A 17,506-nucleotide genomic window follows, 5' to 3' on the forward strand; every position below is an offset into this window, starting at 1 on the left:
GCCTCAGCCCGGCGGGTTGAGCACGAGATCCAGCAGCCGCAGCGTCATCCCGCCGGTGAAGTCGATGGTGGCCCCGTTGAACCAGTCCACCTCGTCTCCCAGCAGGAGCGAGACGAAGCGGGCCACCTCCTGGACGGTGCACATCCGCCCGGCGGGGTTCATCTGGGAGTGGGCGGTCTCCAGCCGCTCCAGCGCCTCCGGCGAGTAGACGTGCTTGAGGGCCGGCGTCATCACCGTGCCGAACTTGAGCAGGTTCACCCGGTGGCCCTGGGGCCCCAGCTCGATGGCCAGGTGGCGCACGTAGATCTCCAGCGCGGCCTTGGAGGCGGTGATGAGGCCCGTGTTGTGGAGGAGCGACTCGGTGAGCGGGTTGGTCAGCCCCAGCAGGCGGGCCTGCGGCGCGAGCAGATCGCGCGCCACCAGCGCCTGGGCCCAGTAGATGAACGAGTGGGCCATGGCGTTGAAGGTGCGCTCCACCTGCTTGGGGTGGAGCTGGTCCTCCCCTCCCGAGACGAAGCGGCCCACCGAGGCGCTGGCGAGCGAGTGGACGAAGAGCTTCACGGAGCGAGGCCCCGCCGTGGCCAGGAGGGCGTCCGCGCCCTGGGCGGCGCCCTCGGGAGTTCCCGCGTCTCCCCGGTGCATGAGGATGCGGCGGCCGGTGGCGGCCACCTCCTGCTCCACCTGCTGGGCCTGCTCCAGGTAGCGCCCCCGGTGCACGCCGAACACGTCGAGCCCGCGTGAGCGCGCCACGTCCACCGCGATGGCCGCCCCCGTCCCCGAGGAGGCCCCCAGGATGACCGCCCACTGTCCGGCGCTCATGCGGCCTCCTTGCGGCCCCTGGCGCGATCCATGAGCGACTGGACGGCGCCCCGAACCTCCTGGTTCAGCTCCAGCAGCGCGGCCCGGTCCGAGGGATCGATCCCTCCGTTCAGGTGGCGCTCGATGGGCTCTCCGACGAGCTGGGTGATCTTCACCGGGATGGACAGCGAGAGCGGCCACACCCCCGTCGCGCCGATCCCCAGCCACACCGGAATCCCGGCGGGCACCCGGAGGCGCCGGCCGAGCGCATAGCCATCATTGAGGCCGATGTAGACATCATCCACGCCATCCGCCGCCACCGGGACGATGGGCAGGCCATGGCGGATGGCCAGGCGCAGGTACCCGAGCCGCTCGCCCCAGTCGACCTCGTAGCGGTGGCGGAAGCTGCGGCAGCCCTCTTTCGTCCCGCCCGGCTGGACGAGGATGTGCTCGCCGCGCGCCACCGCCTGCTCGATGCCGGGCCCATCCCCGGTGACGAAGCCCAGGCCATCCACCCCCCACTTCAGCAGCCGGTTCTGGCCGAAGAAGCCGTGGATGATGCCGTGCGGCAGATAGCCCAGCCGCTCGTAGAGACTCACGGTGAGCATGCACTGGTCGAGCGCCAGGGGCCGCCCATGGTAGGCGACGATCAGCTTCGCCCCGGGCCTCAGCAGGGTCTCGATTCCGACGACCTCGTAGCGGTGCCAGAGGCGCAGCACCCGGAACGCCGCCAGCCAGGTCGCCAGGGGAAGCCCGCTCGCCCGGCTCATCCGCCCACCTGATAGAGGAGCGCGCCCTGGGAGACGCCCGCCCCCACCCCGACCATCAGGATGCGATCCCCCGGACGCACGTCCCGGGTCCTCATCAGCAGATCGAGGCTGTATGGGATGGCCACCGAGGCCACGCTGCCCACGTCGCGGACCATCGGGATGAGCTTCGCACGGTCGATCTTCAGCCCGTCGACGATGGCATCCAGCAGGGCGCCGTTGGGCTGGTGGGGCAGCACCCACTGGATGTCCGCCAGCGACAGGTTCGCCTGCTTCAGCACCGCGTGGGTGGCGGAGCCCAGGGCATCCAGCGCGATCTGGAAGATGTCTCCGCGCGAGGCGTAGAACTGGATCTTCTCCATCTGGCCGGTGAGCAACGGCTGGCCGAAGCCGGTGTCCGGAGGCAGCGTGCCGTTGTTGGAGAGCGACACGCCCAGCACACCCTCGTTCGGGCGCGCGGTCCCGAGCACGGCGGCGGCCGCCGCATCACCACAGACCAGGTAGGGCCGCGCGTTGCCCGGCTCCAGGCCCCGCGAGGTGAACTCCACGGCGACGATGCCGACCGGCCCCAGCCCGGTGGCCACCGAGCGGGCGGCGACATCGAAGGCGGACACGAAGCCCATGCACGCGTTGTTGATGTCGAACGCGTCGCACGTGTTCGTGAGCCCGAGCGCGCCCGCGATCATGCTCGCGGTGGCGGGGGTGGTGGCGTCTCCACCGGTGGAGGTGACGAAGAGGATGCGCCGCAGGTCCGTGGGCGCCAGCTTCGCCGCCTCGAGCGCGCCGCGCAGCGCCTGCACCCCCACGTCCCGCATGCGGGTGCCGGGCTCCACCCAGTAGCGCGTCCGGATGCCCGTCCGCTCCGCCACCTTCGCCGGATCCCGGCCCAGCTTCCGGGCCAGCTCCTCCGTCGTCACCGCCCTGCCCGGCAGCACGCCGGCGGTTCCCAGGATGCGCACGGGGATCATGGCCGTACCCCCTCAGAGAAGATCTTGGACACCAGCTCGCCGCGACGCCGGGACATCCGCTTCCACCGCGCATCGATCTCGTCGAGGGTCGGCCCGGCGACTCTCGCCGCCTTGTCCACGAAGGCCTGCCCCTCGGCAAAGGCCCAGGGTGGAAGCGGAGTAAAGGGAAGATCGAAGGTCACGTCGGCACATTCCGCGTTCATGTCTCCGCCGGAGTGGAACAGGATGAGCGTCGAGCGCACCAGATCGGCCAGGCGCCCGACGGGGTTGAGGCCATGGAGGAACAACCCCAGCGCTCCCGGCAACAGGGGGCCCGGGTCCTGCGTCTCGGGAGGCGCCGAGAGCACGTTGGTGGCCACGATCAGGTTGGCGCGCTGGGACATCAACACACTGGCCGGGACGCTGTTGATGAAGGCCCCGTCCACGACGCGGCCGTGGCTGTCCGTGAAGTCCGGCGAGAGCAGCCCCGGCATGATCCCGCTGGAGCGGATGGCGGCGCCCATCGTCCCCCGCCGGAGCACCCACGCCTGGCCCTGGGAGACGTCCGTGCCCACGGGGAAGAAGGGCAGCGCGACCTTCTCCAGCCGCCGGTGGCCCAGCATGCGATCGAAGGCGAAGGTGATCGCCTTGGAGTTGAGCACGCTCGCCGCGATGACGCCCAGGAAGAGCTGCCCCTTCCTCAGCAGCAGCTCCAACCCCGCCAGGCCCAGGCTGCTGTAGCAGGCCCCAGCCACGGCTCCGAAGCTCGTCCCGCTGAGCACGTCGATGGGGATGTTCCGCTCGAGCATCCCGCGAATGACGGCGATCTCGGCATAGCCCCAGGAGCCGCCCGCCCCCAGCGCGATGCCCACCACGCGCTCGGTGATGGCCCGTCCCCAGCGCCGGAAGATCTCCTGCTCCGCCGCGCCGCACTCCGCCAGGGTGCGGGGCCTGGAGAAGCGCTCCACCTCGAGCGGGAGGCGCACCGTCCCCGCGGGAAACGCGGGGCCCGGCCTGTGCTCGGAGTCCGGCTCGATCAGGGCGGAGTAGAGGACGGAGCCCCGGTCGAAGCCCGGAGGAGGCTCCGCCTCGAGCGGATCTCGTGAGAGGTAGACCAGCTTCCACGTCACGTCCCCATCGACGAGAGGCCGGAAGCCCGGAGCGCTGCCTTCGGGAGGCTCGAGCCCGGACCACAGCCGGGGCTCCTCCACCTGCACGAAGAAGTAGTCCCACCGCCCCGCGTCCGACCTCGCCAGCCGCTGGAGCGCGAGGGCCGCGGCCTGCCCGTTGGGGGCCTCGAGGCGATAGGACGGCACCTGCCCGGAACGGAACTCCGGCAGAGGCGCGGGGGGCACCGTCGTCGAGGACGCCACCAGCTCCACCCGGAGGATGTGATCGCCGTAGGCCTGATGGGTGGCCTCGGCCACGCCCTGGAGGAGCGTGCCCAGAGACACCCGGGGCGCATCCGTCCGAAAGAGCACCACCTCGGGCGGAGTCAGCCCGGTGACCGTGTCCGCGATGCGCGTCCAGACATCCGCGGGAGAGGAGGACACGGAGCTGGCGAACAGCGGAGAGCGGCGGATGAGCCGCTCGCTGTGCTTCTCGAGGATGCGGGCCACCCGCACCGTCTCCGTGTGCAGCTTCACCGTGCATGGCGCCGGGTTGTCGCTGTGCAGCACCACGTCTCCGAAGAGGCTCCCGGGATAGAGGGCGCGGGTGAGGACGGACTCGCGCTCGGAGTCCATCGGCGGCTCCCGCCACTCCCCCAGCATCCCCTCCAGGACCAGGAAGACGCCCCTGTGCTCATCCAGGGTGCTGCCCTGGGGGATGACGACCGGATCCTCGTTGCGGCCTCCCTCGAAGGAGAGCGCCTCCGCCGTGTCGATCAGGGCATGCAGGTGCCTCACGCTGGCCCGCTGGAACTGGACGGTGTGGCGGATGGCCTTGAAGAAGGTGCGTCTGGAGCGGTGGAGCTCCGCGTGATCGTCGAGGATCCGCTCCAGCTCCCCTGCCTCCACCCCTGGCAGCGAGCGCAGCCCTCGCTCGGTCAGCAGCAGCACCTCGCTCGTGGCCACCGCCTCGATGCGAATGGCTGCCTTGGGCGCCCGCCGCTTCTCCGCCGACTGGTTCGGGTTGACCCACACCTCGCCCCGGTAGAGGGGCCGATGTGGCGCCAGGCACCCCGGAAGGAGCTGGATGAGCTCCACCTCTCCCGAGAGGACGATCAGGAGCCTGGGCAGCTCGGCGCCGCTCAGCTCCGGACTGGGGAAGACGCGGGTCCCCCGACGGAACACCCGCCGCTCCAGGAGGTGCCGTGCCTGCTCCGGATGGAAGTCGAGCCAGCGACTCAGGGCACCGAAGTGCAAGGGGGGCAGCGTCATGCGGTCACCTCCTTCTTTACTACGATGCCGTGTATGACGGTGCGGTTGAACGCACTGCGAGCAATGGCGCGAGAAGCTTCCACGAGGCGCCCCTGCTCTGAGAGGATGGCGAGCGCTCAGGCGGAGCGGCCCCCCGCCTCATGCACGAAATTCCAGGCCTGGTGACTCCATGCAAGATGATCTCTCCTCGCTGGTGGTGGCGTTGTCGAAGTCTGGGGATTTCGAGGACGCAGCCACCCGAACCCTGGCGAGCCTGATGCAACTGACGGAGCGGACGATCGCCTCCAGCAAGTTCTCCGGGCGCGGCAAGGTGCTCCGAGGCATGGTGCACCTGCGTCCCTCCGGGGGCTACCTGCGACTGGCCATCCTGGAGCAAGGCGCCACGGCGGTGCAGTCGGCCGGGAGCGCCGGCCCGCGCGGCGCCCCGAGCCTGGTGTCCGCCATCGCGTGGCGCTCGGTGGTGCAGCACGGGTGCCCCGTCTTCATCGACGTGACGCTGGGGACGCTGCGGCCCTACTCGCCGCAGTCCCCGGACAAGATCGAGGAGCTGCTGCCCGGCAGCTTCAGCAGCCAGGAGAGCCGCCAGAGCTTCCTGAGCCGGCAGGCCTCGCACGTGTGCGTGATCCCGCTGCGCACGCTGGGCTCGGGCATCGGCGGGATGATCTCGCTGGAGGCCGACAGCCCCGCGTCCATGGGCCAGGACTTCGTCTGGCGCGAGTGCGTGGAGCAGCTGCAGACCATCGCGGAGATCGCCTCGCCCTACCTCACCGGGCTGCCGTTCCGTCCGGCGCCCCAGGTGGAGGTGGACGAGTACCTGCCCGTGGTGGGCGCGTCGATGGCCAACCTGCTGCCCATCCTGAACGTGTTCGCCCAGCAGGAGGAGAGCATCCTGGTGAGCGGGGCCACCGGCGCGGGCAAGTCCCGGCTGGCGCGGTGGGTGCACTCGCGCTCCAACCGGCGCAAGGGCCCCTTCGAGGTGCTGGATCTGATCGCCGTGCCCGAGGATCTGCAGATGGCGGAGCTCTTCGGGTGGAAGAAGGGCGCGTTCACCGGCGCGGTGAAGGACAGCCTGGGCAGCATCGGGCGCGCGGAGGGCGGCACGCTCTTCATCGACGAGATCGACAAGCTGTCGCTCAAGGCGCAGGCGGGCCTGCTGCGCGTGCTGGAGGAGCGCTCCTACCGGGTGCTGGGAGACGGCGCGGGAGATCGGGGCGCGGACGTGCGCTTCATCATCGGCACCAACGTGGATCTGCGCGAGGCCGTGCGCGCGGGGCGCTTCCGCGAGGACCTGTACTACCGCATCAACGTGCTGCCGCTGCGGGTGCCGTCGCTGGACGAGCGGCGGGACGAGATCCCGCTCTGGGCCAACTACATGGTGAACCGGCGGCACAGGGAGCAGTTCCCCCAGGGGCAGGCGCGCCTGAGCTCCGAGGCGGAGCAGGTGCTGAGCCGGCGCACGTGGCCGGGCAACCTGCGGCAGCTCGACAACATCATCCGCCGGGCCTACACGCTGGCGCTGGTGGAGCACGGCGCCACGCCGGAGCTGACGCTGGCCGAGGGCCACTTCTCCCGGGCGCTGGAGTACGAGGGCGCCACGGGCGAGACACCCGAGAAGGTGGCGCACTCCGTCACGGAAGCGTTCCGCGCCGCCGCCACGGCGTTCATCGCCGAGGCCAAGCGCCGCGGCACTCCGCTGGATCTGGGCCTGGCCGAGGCGCTGGTGGGCATGGTGCTGGGTCAGGCCGTGCAGCAGATGGGCCGCGAGGACGCCTTCCGCGCGCTGGGCCGGGAGAACCTGCTGAAGAACCGCAACCACCACAAGGTGCTCAAGCGTGAGCTGGAGAAGGTGGAGGCCCTCTACAAGGATCTGGGCGAGGGCAGCTCTCCATTCGCCACGCTACTGGCCGAGGACGAGACAAACTGATCTTTCGGGCTCCCGCCGCGGGCCCTGAGCCGAAACTACACGCTCAGTTCTGTTGATCTCCCCCTGGGGTGTGGGCGTACTGTGCGCGCCTGTTCGGGGAAGGGGTCTCATGGCTCGCGTCTTGATGGTCTGCGGCAAGGGCGGCGTGGGGAAGACTACAGTTGCCGCGGCCACCGCGCTCACGGCCGCCCGCCAGGGCCACCGCACCCTGGTGATGTCCTTCGATCTGGCGCACAGCCTGGCCGACTCCTTCGATCTGGACCGGGAGCTCTTCAACTCCGCCCGCGGCGCCCCGCGGCGCGTCGAGGACAGGCTGGACGTCCAGGAGATCGACGTCCAGGAGGACCTGGGCCGTCACTGGGGCGAGATCCACGAGTACACCACGCTCTTCATGTCCACGACGGGCCTGTCCGAGGTCGTCGCCGAGGAGATGGCGGTGTTCCCGGGCCTCGAGGACATCATCGCGCTGATGTACATCAAGAAGTACGTCGATCAGCGCACGTACGACGTGATCGTCGTGGACTGCCCGCCCACGGCGGAGGCGCTGCGGTTCGTGGCCGTCACGTCGATGCTCGACTGGTACGTGCGCAAGCGCCTGCGCACGGACAAGACGCTGCTCAAGCTCACGCGCCCCCTGGCCGAGCGCATCAGCGACACCCCGCTGCCCAGCGACGCGTACCTGGTGGCCCTGGAGCGGCTGGTGGAGAGCCTGCGAGGCGTGGACGAGATCCTGCTCAACCCGGCGGTGACGTCCGTGCGGCTGGTAACCAACGCCGAGAAGATGGTGGTGCGCGAGACGCAGCGCGCCTTCATGTACTTCAACATGTACGGGATGGTGACGGACAAGATCGTCATCAACCGGCTGCTGCCCGAGGGCGAGGGCTACTTCGCCAAGTGGGCACGCACCCAGGCCCACTACGCCTCGGAGATCCGCGGCTTCTTCGAGCCGGTGCCCGTCAAGGGGTTGCCCCTCTTCGAGGACGAGGTGGTGGGCGTGGAGCGGCTGGCCCAGCTGGGCAAGAACCTGTACGGCGACGAGGATCCGGCACGCAGCTTCGTCGCCGAGCGCCCCTACGAGTTCAAGAAGCAGGACGACGAGTACACGCTGAGCCTGCGGCTGCCCTTCGTGGACAAGCGGGACATCCAGCTGTCGCGGGATGACGAGGACCTGGTCATCCGCATCGGCACCTTCAAGCGCTACGTCATGCTCCCGCGCTCCATCTCCCGGCTCGAGACGGCCGGGGCCCGCATGGAGAACGGCAACCTCCACATCCGCTTCGTCAAGGAGGCCCACCCATGAGCTACCAGCTGATCCTCAACCGCATGCTGCGCGACGCGCTCGTCCAGGTGCAGCGCCTGCCGAGGACGGACATCCAGACGGCGGTGCGGCTGGCCCGGGTGAGCCTGCTGCGCGCGAACGCCGAGCTGCTCAAGGGCGCCATGGCGATCGTCGAGCATGAGCTGAGCCGCGCCGAGGCGGCCCCCGCTCCGGAGCCCACGGAGCCACCGCAGCCCTCGCCCAAGAAGTCCATCCCCATCGAATAGAAGCCGGAGGAATCCCCATGGCCATGAAGCGAATTCTCGCGCTGGACGGAGGCGGTCCCGTCTCCCTGGTGACCGCCGTGTTGATGCGGCGCCTGGAAGATGCGCGGCCTGGTTTCATCAGCGCGGCGGACGTCATCAGCGGCACCTCGGCGGGGGGCATCATGGCCCTCATCCTGGCCTCCAAGGAGAACCCGGCCGACGGCATCAACGCCTGCATCGAGCTGTGGTCCACCGTGCCCGTCTACTCGGGCGGGCCCTTGCGGACCATGTGCGGAGTGCTCGGGCAGAGCGCGTTCTTCGTCCAGGACAACCTGGCCAAGTTCCTCAACGCGGTGATCGGCGACAAGACGCTCAAGGAGCTGGAGCGCCGGGTGGTGGTGCCCACCACCTTGATGGACGGCGAGGTGCGCGGCGTGCGCACGTGGCGGCCCAAGATCTTCCACAACTTCCCCTACCCCAACGAGCCGGACCTGGAGGAGCTCGCCGTGGACGTGGCGCTGCGGACCAGCGCCTCGCCCGTCACCTTCCCGCTCCAGGGCAAGTTCGCGGACGGCGGGCTCTACGCCAACAACCCGTCCCTGTGCGCGCTGACCCAGGTGTTCCACGCCAGCCAGAACATCGCTGAGGAGAACACGAAGGCCAACGAGGTGCGGCTGCTGTCCATCGGCGCCGGCGTGAATCCCCGCTACACCGACAAGCCCGACGCGGACTGGGGCTGGACCGAGTGGATGCTGGCGCCCAAGCAGCCCGCGCGCGTCATCGAGGTCACCTTCGACGCGGGCGTCTACGCCGTGGACTTCCAGTGCGCCGCTCTCCTGGACGGGTACTACCAGCGCCTCAATCCGCTGCTCACCCAGGAGGAGAGCCGACTCTTCTCCGAGCCCATGGACGCCAAGCACTTCGTCGAGGTGGCCGAGCGGGCGGACCTCCAGCCCACGCTGGACTGGATCGACTCCACGGACTGGATGAACAGCCCCCGCACGAAGGTCAAGCGCGCCGCCGCGGCCAAGGCCAAGGTGGCTCCCGAGGCCGAGCACCCCGTTCACGAGCTGCCGCTCCGCCCCAAGAGCTGAGGACACGAGGAACTCATGCCATCCACCACGCCAGGAGGGCGTACTACCTCCGAGGCCCGGCAGCGCCATGTCCACGGAGTGCACGAGTACGTCATCCGCTCGCGGTCCGGTCCCTCCGGAGAGACGCTCCAGGTCGTCTACGCGGTCCCGGACGAGGCGACGCTCGCGACGCTCTCGGGAGGCTCCGAGGCCCTGGGCGCGCTGCTGGAGCGCTTCGGCGCGGTGGGTGCGCGGCCCGCGGGGCTCGCGCTGCTGTCCTCGCTGCCTCGTGGCCCCGGCGGCGAGGTGGATGAGGCGGCGCTCGAGCGCGCCGAGGTGTTCGATCCGGGCCTGACGGCGCGCTGCGCGGAGGCGCTGCGTCGGGCCTCCCTGGAGGGTGTGGCGGAGGTGGAGCTCGCGGCGCCGCCCGTGCCCCTCCCCTTCCATGTGTCGGATCTGCTGGCGGACTGGCACAGCACGGGCCCGGCGCAGGAGACGGGCCCCACCGAGGAGCGCCCGACGGCGGGAGACGGTCCGCTCTCGGTGAGCGTGGGTCCCAGGCTCGAGCGTCCCGCGGGCTCGCCGAGGACGCTGGCCGCCACGCTGGTGCGGGCCGCCAACGCGCACCCCGAGCACGGCGTCCTCCACCTCTCCAAGGATGGCTCCGAGCGCTTCGAGCGCTACCCGGAGTTGCTACGCCGCGCCTCGCGCACGGTGACGGGCCTGCGCGCGCGAGGGCTTCGGCCGGGAGAGCCCGTCCTGCTGCTGCTGGATGATCCCGCGGCCTTCCTCGGCGGGTTCTGGGGCGTCACGCTGGCGGGGGGCATCCCGGTGCCCCTCACGATTCCTCCTTCGTTCGAGCCCTCCAACGGGAACGTCCGCAAGATCGGCCATGCCTGGCGGATGCTGGAGAAGCCGCTGCTGCTGACGGAGCCCACCCTGGTGGCCGCGGCCCGCGGGCTGGAGCAGTCCCTGGAGCTCGAGGGGCTGCGCGTCGCGAGTCTGGGAGAGCTCGAGGCCCATGAGCCGACCTCCGAGTTCCACGCCCCCGCGCCGGAGACGACGGCGCTGCTGCTGCTGACCTCCGGCAGCACCGGCCTGCCCAAGGCGGTGACGCAGACGCACCAGAGCCTGACGGACTGGCTGCTCGCCACCGAGGTGTGCCACGGCTTCGACTCGCGCGAGGTGTCCGTCAACTGGATGCCGCTGGATCACGTGGGCGGCATCGTCATGTTCCACCTCCGGGATGTCTGGCTGGGCGCCCGGCAGGTGCACGCTCACACGGCCTATGTCCTGGAGGAGCCGCTCCGCTGGATGGAGCTGATCTCGCGACACCGCGCCACCATCACCTGGGCGCCGAACTTCGCGTATGGCCTCATCAACGAGCGCGCTGCGACCATCGCGGAGAAGAGCTGGGATCTGTCGAGCCTGCGCTTCATCCTCAACGCGGGCGAGGCCATCGTGGCTCGCACGGCGCGACGCTTCATGTCCGTGCTCGCGCCGAAGGGGCTGCCGGCGCATGCCATGCGCCCCGCGTGGGGCATGTCCGAGACGTGCTCGGCCGTCACCTACTCCCAGCACTTCCGGCTGGACACGACGAGCGACACGGACTCGTTCGTCGAGGTGGGGGCGCCCATCCCGGGGTTCGAGGTCCGGATCGTCGACGCCGAGGACAAGCCCGTGCCCGAGCGCCGCAGCGGCCGGCTGCAGGTGCGCGGGCTGACGGTCACCCGGGGCTACCACGCCAACCCCACGCAGAATCGGGAGTCCTATACCGCCGACGGCTGGTTCAAGACGGGCGACCTCGGGATGCTGCGTGAGGGCCGGCTCACCATCACCGGGCGCGAGAAGGACCTCATCATCATCAACGGGGTCAACTTCTACAGCCACGAGATCGAGGCCGAGGTGGAGGAGGTGCCGGGGGTGGAGGTCTCCTTCACCGCCGCCTGTCCGATCCGCGTGGGCGGGCGGGACACCGACGAGCTGGCGATCTTCTTCCACCCGGTGGAGGCCGAGGGCGAGGCGCTCGTGGCCCTGCTGGGAGAGATCCGCCGCCGGGTGGCGCAGCGGTGCGGCGTGCAGCCTACCTACGTGGTGCCTGTCACCCGGGACGACATCCCGAAGACGGCGATCGGAAAGATCCAGCGCTCCCAGCTCAAGACACGCTTCGAGCAGGGTGAGTTCGACGCCACCTGCAAGCGCATGGACATCCTGGGCCGCACGGCCCAGACGGTGCCGGCGTGGTTCCATCGTCCCGTCTGGACGCGCCGTCCGCTTTCGCCGTCCGAGCCCCTGCCTGCCGGGAGCACGGTGCTGGTGCTCTCCGGCGAGCAGGATGCGCTGGCCCGCAGCGTCTGCGAGCGCCTGGCGGCGCAGGGGCACCGGGTGCTCTCCGCTCGCGCGGCGGTGACGCCCGAGTCCTATCGGAGCCTGCTCGCCACGGCGCGGCAGCAGGGTGAGCCCGTCCGGGCGGTCATCGATCTCCTGGCGCTGGCCGAAGCGCCTTCCGCCGTGGACCAGTCCGAGGTTGCCAGTGCGTCGCGGGTGGCGAGCCTGGTGGCCCTGGCCCAGGCGTTGGAGGCCGGGCACGAAGGAGAGGTGCGGCTCCTGCTCGTCACCCGACGCGGCCAGCAGGTGCTGGGAAAGGAGTCGGTGGTCGCCGAGCAGAGCCCCGCGATCGCCCTGCTCCGCTCGCTCGCCCACGAGAAGCCCTGGGTGCGAGCAAAGAGCGTCGATCTGGAAGACCCCACCTCGCCACGCAGCGTCGAGTTCCTGCTCACGGAGCTGGCCAGCCATGACGGTGATGAGGAGGTGGCCTGGCGTGGGGAGGAGCGCTTCCGCCGCGCACTCGAGCCCGTGGCGATGAGGGCCGAGGAGCGACAGCCTCTCCCGTTCCGCGCGGGAGGGTTCTATGTGCTCGCGGGCGGCGCTGGCGGGCTAGGTGTGGCGCTGGCGGAGTACCTGCTCGAGCGGTGGCGGGCGCGCCTGCTGCTGATCGGCCGGAGCGCCGCTCCTCAGGAGCGGTTGCAGTCGCTCCGCTCCCGCGCCCGTCACGTGGACGACATCCTCTATGTCTCCGCGGACATCGCCGATCCCCGCGCGCTCGGGGAGGCGCTGGCCCAGGCTCGCGCTCGCTGGGATCAGCGGCCCGATGGCTTCATCCACCTGGCGGGACAGTTCCAGTCTCGCACGCTGGACGAGGAGCGTCCCGAGGCGATCGCCTCGCGGCTCTCGGACAGCATGCGCGGCGCGCATCACCTGGCGAAGCTGGCCCGGGAGCACAAGGCCTTCTTCCTCGCCTACTCCTCGGTGAACGGCACGTTCGGCGGTCATGGAGCCGGGCTCTACTCCGCCGAGAAGCGCTACCTCGACATGCTCACCTCGGCGCTCCATGCCGAGGGACACCGGGCGTGGTCGATCGCCTGGAGCGTCTGGGACGAGGTGGGAATGAGCCAGGGCCTGGGCCTGAAGTCGGCGGCCCGCGCGGCCGGCTTCCTGCCCCTGTCGCCGCGCGAGGGCATGCGCTCGCTGCTGGGTGTGCTGCACCGTCCCCTGCCCTTCGCCCTCGTCGGCCTGGATTCCTCCCACTGGCGCATCGAGCGGCTGGTGTCGGGCGCCGAGCCTCGCTCGCTGCTCACGCTCGCGGCGTACGCCGAAGTCCCGGCTGGACGCAAGGCGCCCCGTCTCCAGGCGACGGACTGCCTCGGGCGGCCCTGGATGTGTGCTCCCCGGAGTGTCCCCGCCCTGCCCCGGCGACCGGATGGAGGCGTGGACCTCGCGGCGCTGCGGCGTCCCGAGGAGGCCACCGGGAAGGTGGCTCCCACCACGCAGACCGAGAAGCAGCTCGCGCTCTTGTGGGAGCGGGATCTGGGCCTCGGCCCGGTGGGCGTGCAGGACAACTTCTTCGAGCGCGGTGGCAGCTCGCTGCTGGCCGCGAAGATGATCTCCCGGATCCGCGAGTCATTCGGCGTGGCCCTGTCGCTCCACGTCCTGTTCGAGGCCGGAACGGTGGAGCAGCTCGCCAGGCGGATCGATCAGGCTCGCCAGGAGGCTCCTGCCACGCGCGCGGAGCCTCAGGGCCTGCGGCCGGATCCGGCCCACGCCCTGGAGCCCTTCCCGCTCAACGAGATCCAGCTCGCCTACTGGCTGGGCGAGAGCGAGCTGCTGGAGACCGGTGGCATCGCGTGCCGCTACCTCCAGGAGTTCGAAGCCACCGGGCTCGACACCGTCCGCCTGCAGGATGCGTGGAACCGGGTGGTCGAGCGCCACCTGATGCTCCGATGCGTCGTCCTGGAAGGCGGACAGCAGCGCATCCTGCCGCGCGTGCCCCGCCATGCCTTCCGCGAGGCCGATCTGCGCGGGTGGCGTCCGGAGGACGTGGAGGAGGCCCTCTCCACGGCCCGCCAGGAGATGATGGAGCGTCGGGCTGGCCCTGGCGGCTGGCCTCGCTTCGAGATCCGCCTCCATCACCTCGACGGGGGCAAGCTCCGGATCACCGTCGCGCTGGATCTGCTGGTGCTCGACGGTTCGAGCCTGGTGCTGGTGTTCCAGGAGTGGGGTCGCTTCTACCGCGAGCCCTCGACGGTGGCCGAGCCGCTGGAGATCACCTTCCGCGACTACATCCTGACGGCCAGCAACGCGGTCAGCTCCGAGGATCGCGAGCGCGCCCGGAGCTACTGGCTGTCCCGGATCGACTCGCTGCCACCCGCGCCCGCGCTGCCGCTCGCCCGGGAGCCCTCCACGCTGACGCGGCCGCGCTTCTCGCGCCGGGCCGTGCGGATCGAGCCGGCGAAGTGGGCCACGCTCCAGGCGAGGGCGCGCGAGTGCTCGGTGCTCCCGTCCATCGTGCTGTGCACCGCGTTCTCCGAGGTCCTGTCCCGCTGGACCCGGGAGCCCCGCTTCACGCTCAACCTCACGCGGTTCGAGCGACTCCCGCTCCACCCGCGAGTGGATGAGCTCATCGGCGACTTCACCTCCCTGGAGCTGCTCGAGGTGGATGCCTCGGGCGCGGTGGCCTTCTCCGCGCGGGCGCAGGCCGTGCAGAGCCGGCTGGTGAAGGACCTGGACGCCCAGGCCTTCCATGGCGTGGAGGTGATGCGCGCCATGGCCGCGCGCCACGGCGGCACGCGGGCCCCCATGCCCGTGGTCTTCACCAGCCTGCTGCGCGACTTCGCCGCCATGGACTGGCTCGGAGAGCCCGTCTTCCGCCTGGGCCAGACGCCGCAGGTGTGGCTCGACCATGTCGTCCTGGAGCGCGCGGGCGCGCTGCACGTCGAGTGGTACACCGTCGATGAGCTCTTCCCCGAGGGCCTCATCGATGAGCTGTTCGGCGCCTTCCTCTCCCGGCTGGAGGCCCTGGCTGCTTCCGAGGCTCGCTGGGATGCGCCGGTTTCGGCCCTGGCGCCTCCGCCCTGCACCGGACCGCTGCTGGGTGAGGGCCGGCTGCTCCACGAGCCGTTCCTCCAGCGCGCCGCCGAGGCGCCCGAGCGCATCGCCGTCATCGCTCCCGAGCGGCAGCTCACCTATGGAGAGCTACGTGCCCTCGCCGCCGAGGCCGCGGCCAGGGTCCGCCAGGCCGGGGCAGGCCCGGAGCAGCTCGTGGCCGTGGTGATGGAGAAGGGCTGGGAGCAGGTGGTGGCCGTGCTCGGCATCCTGGAGGCGGGCGCCGCATACCTCCCGATCGATCCGTCGCTCCCCCGTGAGCGCATCCGCTACCTGCTCGAGGAGGGAGGCGCCCGCGTGGCGCTCACCCAGTCCTGGGTGGACTCCCGGCTCGACTGGCCGCGGGAGCTCGTCCGGTACACCGTGGACACCTTCCACGGAGCGACGCCGGAGGCGCTCGCCTCGGCGGCTCGTCCCGACAGCCTGGCCTACGTCATCTACACGTCGGGCTCGTCCGGCCGCCCCAAGGGCGTGGCCATCGAGCACAGCGCCGCGCTCAACACCGTCCTCGACGTCAACCAGCGCTTCTCCGTGGGCCCGGAGGATCGCGTCCTCGCGCTCTCGTCGCTCAGCTTCGACCTCTCGGTGTGGGACGTCTTCGGCGCGCTGGCCGCGGGCGCCGCCATCGTCATGCCCGAGGCGCGCTCGGAGCGCGTCCCCGAGCACTGGGCGCGACTCATCGAGGCCCATGGCGTCACCATCTGGAACTCGGTGCCAGCGCTCCTGGAGATGCTGGTCGAGTTCCACCGGGTTCCCGAGTCCCCGCCCCTCACCAGCATGCGGCTGGCGATGCTCAGCGGTGACTGGATCCCGGTGAGCCTGCCCGATCGCGCACGCGCTCTCTGCCCGAAGGCCACGCTCATCAGCATGGGCGGAGCCACCGAGGCGTCCATCTGGTCCATCCTCTACCCCATCGGCGAGGTGGACCCGGCCTGGGCCAGCATCCCCTACGGTAAAGCCATGGCCGGACAGGCCATCCACGTGCTCCACCCCGACCTGAGCCCCTGCCCGCCCTGGGTCGTCGGGGAGATCTTCATCTCGGGCGTCGGGCTCGCGCGCGGCTACTGGCGCAACCCGGAGCAGACCTCGAAGAGCTTCATTCCCCACCCCGCCGGGGGCCGGCTGTACCGCACCGGCGATCTCGGCCGGCTGCTGCCTGACGGCAACATCGAGATGCTCGGGCGCGCCGACACCCAGGTGAAGATCCGTGGCCACCGCATCGAGCTGGGGGAGATCGAGTCCACCCTGCTCGAGCACCCCTCGGTTCGCGGTGTCGTGGTCGCGGTCCAGGGCAAGGACGCCCAGACCCGACAGCTCGCCGCTTACGTCGTGCCGGCCGCTGCCTCGTCCGAGCAGACCTCGCCCGCCGTGCCCACCGCGAACGTGCCCGCGGCGGAGGAGCTCTCCCAGGACTCCGGCGTGGCCTCGAACATGGCGCTCTACACGCTGAGCGAGCCGGCCCGGCGCCGCAACGACTCGCCGCAGGAGCAGGTGCCGCTGCCCGCGCTGACGCCGGAGGCCGTGGCGCTCCACACGGCGCGGCGCACCACCCGGCGCTTCGCTTCCGGTCCCGTGGCTCGCGGGGACCTGGAGCGGCTCCTCACCTGTCTGCTGCCGGTCCGCATCGACTCCAGCCCGTTCCCCAAGTACCGATACCCGTCGGCCGGGAGCCTCCAGGCGGTGCAGGTGTACCTGGACGTGAAGCCCGGAGGCGTCGAGGGGCTCAGCGCCGGACTCTGGTACCTGGATCCGGGAACGCGGCAGATCGCGCGGCTGGCGCCGTTCCAGGAGCCTCCCGAGACCCTGCACGCGGAGCGGAACCGTCCCATCCACGCGGCCTCCGCCTTCTCGCTCTTCCTCATCGGCCGCCTGGGCGCGATCGAGCCCATCTACGGGCCTCTCTCGCGCGACCTGTGCCTGCTCGAGGCGGGCTACATCGGGCAGCTGCTCATGAGCGAGGCGAGCGCCCTCCGGCTGGGCCTCTGCCCCATCGGGAGCGTGGACTTCGGCGCCATCTCCAGCCGCTTCGCGCTGGAGCCCGGAGACGTGTTCCTGCACGCGCTCCTCGGCGGCGGGCTGCCCGCGGAGGAGCACAGCGCGGTCCAGCCCGCCCAGGCCATGGATCCGCTGCTGGCCGAGCTCCGCCGCTTCCTCCAGGAGCGGCTGCCCGGCTACATGGTCCCCTCCGCCTGGCGGGTGCTCCCGGAGCTGCCGCTCACCGCGAACGGCAAGGTGGATCGGCGCGCGCTGCCCGAGGCGTGGAGCCTCAAGGAGTCCCGCACTGTCTCGCGGGCAGCCTCGGACGATGTCACGGAGTCGCTGCGCGAGCTGATCGCGGAGGAGCTGGGGGCCAGCCCCACGCACTCCGATGAGAACCTCTTCGCGCTGGGCGCGTCGTCGATCCAGCTCATCCGCCTCCACCGGCGCATCGCCGAGTCCCTGGGCGGTGGGCTCCCCCTGGTCGAGCTGCTGCGCAACCCGACCCTGGGGCAGATCGCGGCGCACCTCGCGGGGAAGACGGCGGAGGACGGCGCGGCGGAGCCCGCATCGGCTCGGGGCGCGCGCAGGCGACGGGCGCTCGGACGCGCGGGACGGACGGAGCGCAAGGCATGACGGTGTCGGTGCACGTCGGCTTCAAGGGGATGGGGCG

At 70.8% G+C, this 17,506-nt stretch carries 9 protein-coding genes; 5 read left to right on the forward strand and 4 right to left on the reverse strand.

From position 1 onward, the window contains the following. Positions 1–3: 3 nt before the first annotated feature. Genes KY572_RS11515 through KY572_RS11530 form a run of 4 tightly spaced genes read right to left on the reverse strand, consistent with a single transcriptional unit; the run spans position 4 to position 4,893 of the window. Positions 4–819 (reverse strand): SDR family oxidoreductase, encoded by an 816-nt coding sequence (locus KY572_RS11515; RefSeq protein ID WP_224242621.1) that lies wholly within the window; start codon positions 817–819, stop codon positions 4–6. Beyond that, positions 816–1,568, reverse strand: coding sequence for a lysophospholipid acyltransferase family protein (locus tag KY572_RS11520; RefSeq protein ID WP_224242622.1), 753 nt, complete (start codon positions 1,566–1,568; stop codon positions 816–818). Before KY572_RS11520 ends, KY572_RS11515 begins: the two co-directional genes overlap by 4 nt. Next, entirely contained in the window at positions 1,565–2,533 is a 969-nt protein-coding gene (locus KY572_RS11525) for a 3-oxoacyl-ACP synthase III family protein (protein ID WP_224242623.1), read from the reverse strand. Before KY572_RS11525 ends, KY572_RS11520 begins: the two co-directional genes overlap by 4 nt. Beyond that, positions 2,530–4,893, reverse strand: a complete 2,364-nt coding sequence (locus KY572_RS11530; protein WP_224242624.1) for a cyclic nucleotide-binding and patatin-like phospholipase domain-containing protein — start codon at positions 4,891–4,893, stop codon at positions 2,530–2,532. Before KY572_RS11530 ends, KY572_RS11525 begins: the two co-directional genes overlap by 4 nt. 169 nt (positions 4,894–5,062) lie before the next feature. Between KY572_RS11530 and KY572_RS11535 the strand changes: the two genes are divergently transcribed. The 5 genes from KY572_RS11535 to KY572_RS11555 all read left to right on the forward strand — a co-directional run bounded on the left by KY572_RS11535 (position 5,063) and on the right by KY572_RS11555 (position 17,469). Next, positions 5,063–6,817 carry a sigma-54-dependent transcriptional regulator gene (locus KY572_RS11535; protein WP_224242625.1) on the forward strand — a complete coding sequence of 585 codons (1,755 nt, stop codon included), beginning with the start codon at positions 5,063–5,065 and terminating at the stop codon, positions 6,815–6,817. 109 nt (positions 6,818–6,926) lie between these two features. After that, positions 6,927–8,117 carry an ArsA family ATPase gene (locus KY572_RS11540; protein WP_224242626.1) on the forward strand — a complete coding sequence of 397 codons (1,191 nt, stop codon included), beginning with the start codon at positions 6,927–6,929 and terminating at the stop codon, positions 8,115–8,117. Continuing rightward, entirely contained in the window at positions 8,114–8,362 is a 249-nt protein-coding gene (locus KY572_RS11545; protein WP_224242627.1) for a hypothetical protein, read from the forward strand. The genes KY572_RS11540 and KY572_RS11545 overlap by 4 nt, the downstream gene beginning before the upstream one ends. 23 nt (positions 8,363–8,385) lie before the next feature. Continuing rightward, positions 8,386–9,435, forward strand: a complete 1,050-nt coding sequence (locus KY572_RS11550; RefSeq protein ID WP_224242628.1) for a patatin-like phospholipase family protein — start codon at positions 8,386–8,388, stop codon at positions 9,433–9,435. Positions 9,436–9,450: 15 nt separating this feature from the next. Continuing rightward, positions 9,451–17,469: a non-ribosomal peptide synthetase gene (locus KY572_RS11555; protein WP_224242629.1), complete on the forward strand. Its 8,019-nt coding sequence runs from the start codon at positions 9,451–9,453 to the stop codon at positions 17,467–17,469. Positions 17,470–17,506: the final 37 nt, after the last annotated feature.

Source organism: Hyalangium gracile, from assembly GCF_020103725.1.
In the GTDB taxonomy this organism is placed as follows: domain Bacteria; phylum Myxococcota; class Myxococcia; order Myxococcales; family Myxococcaceae; genus Hyalangium; species Hyalangium gracile.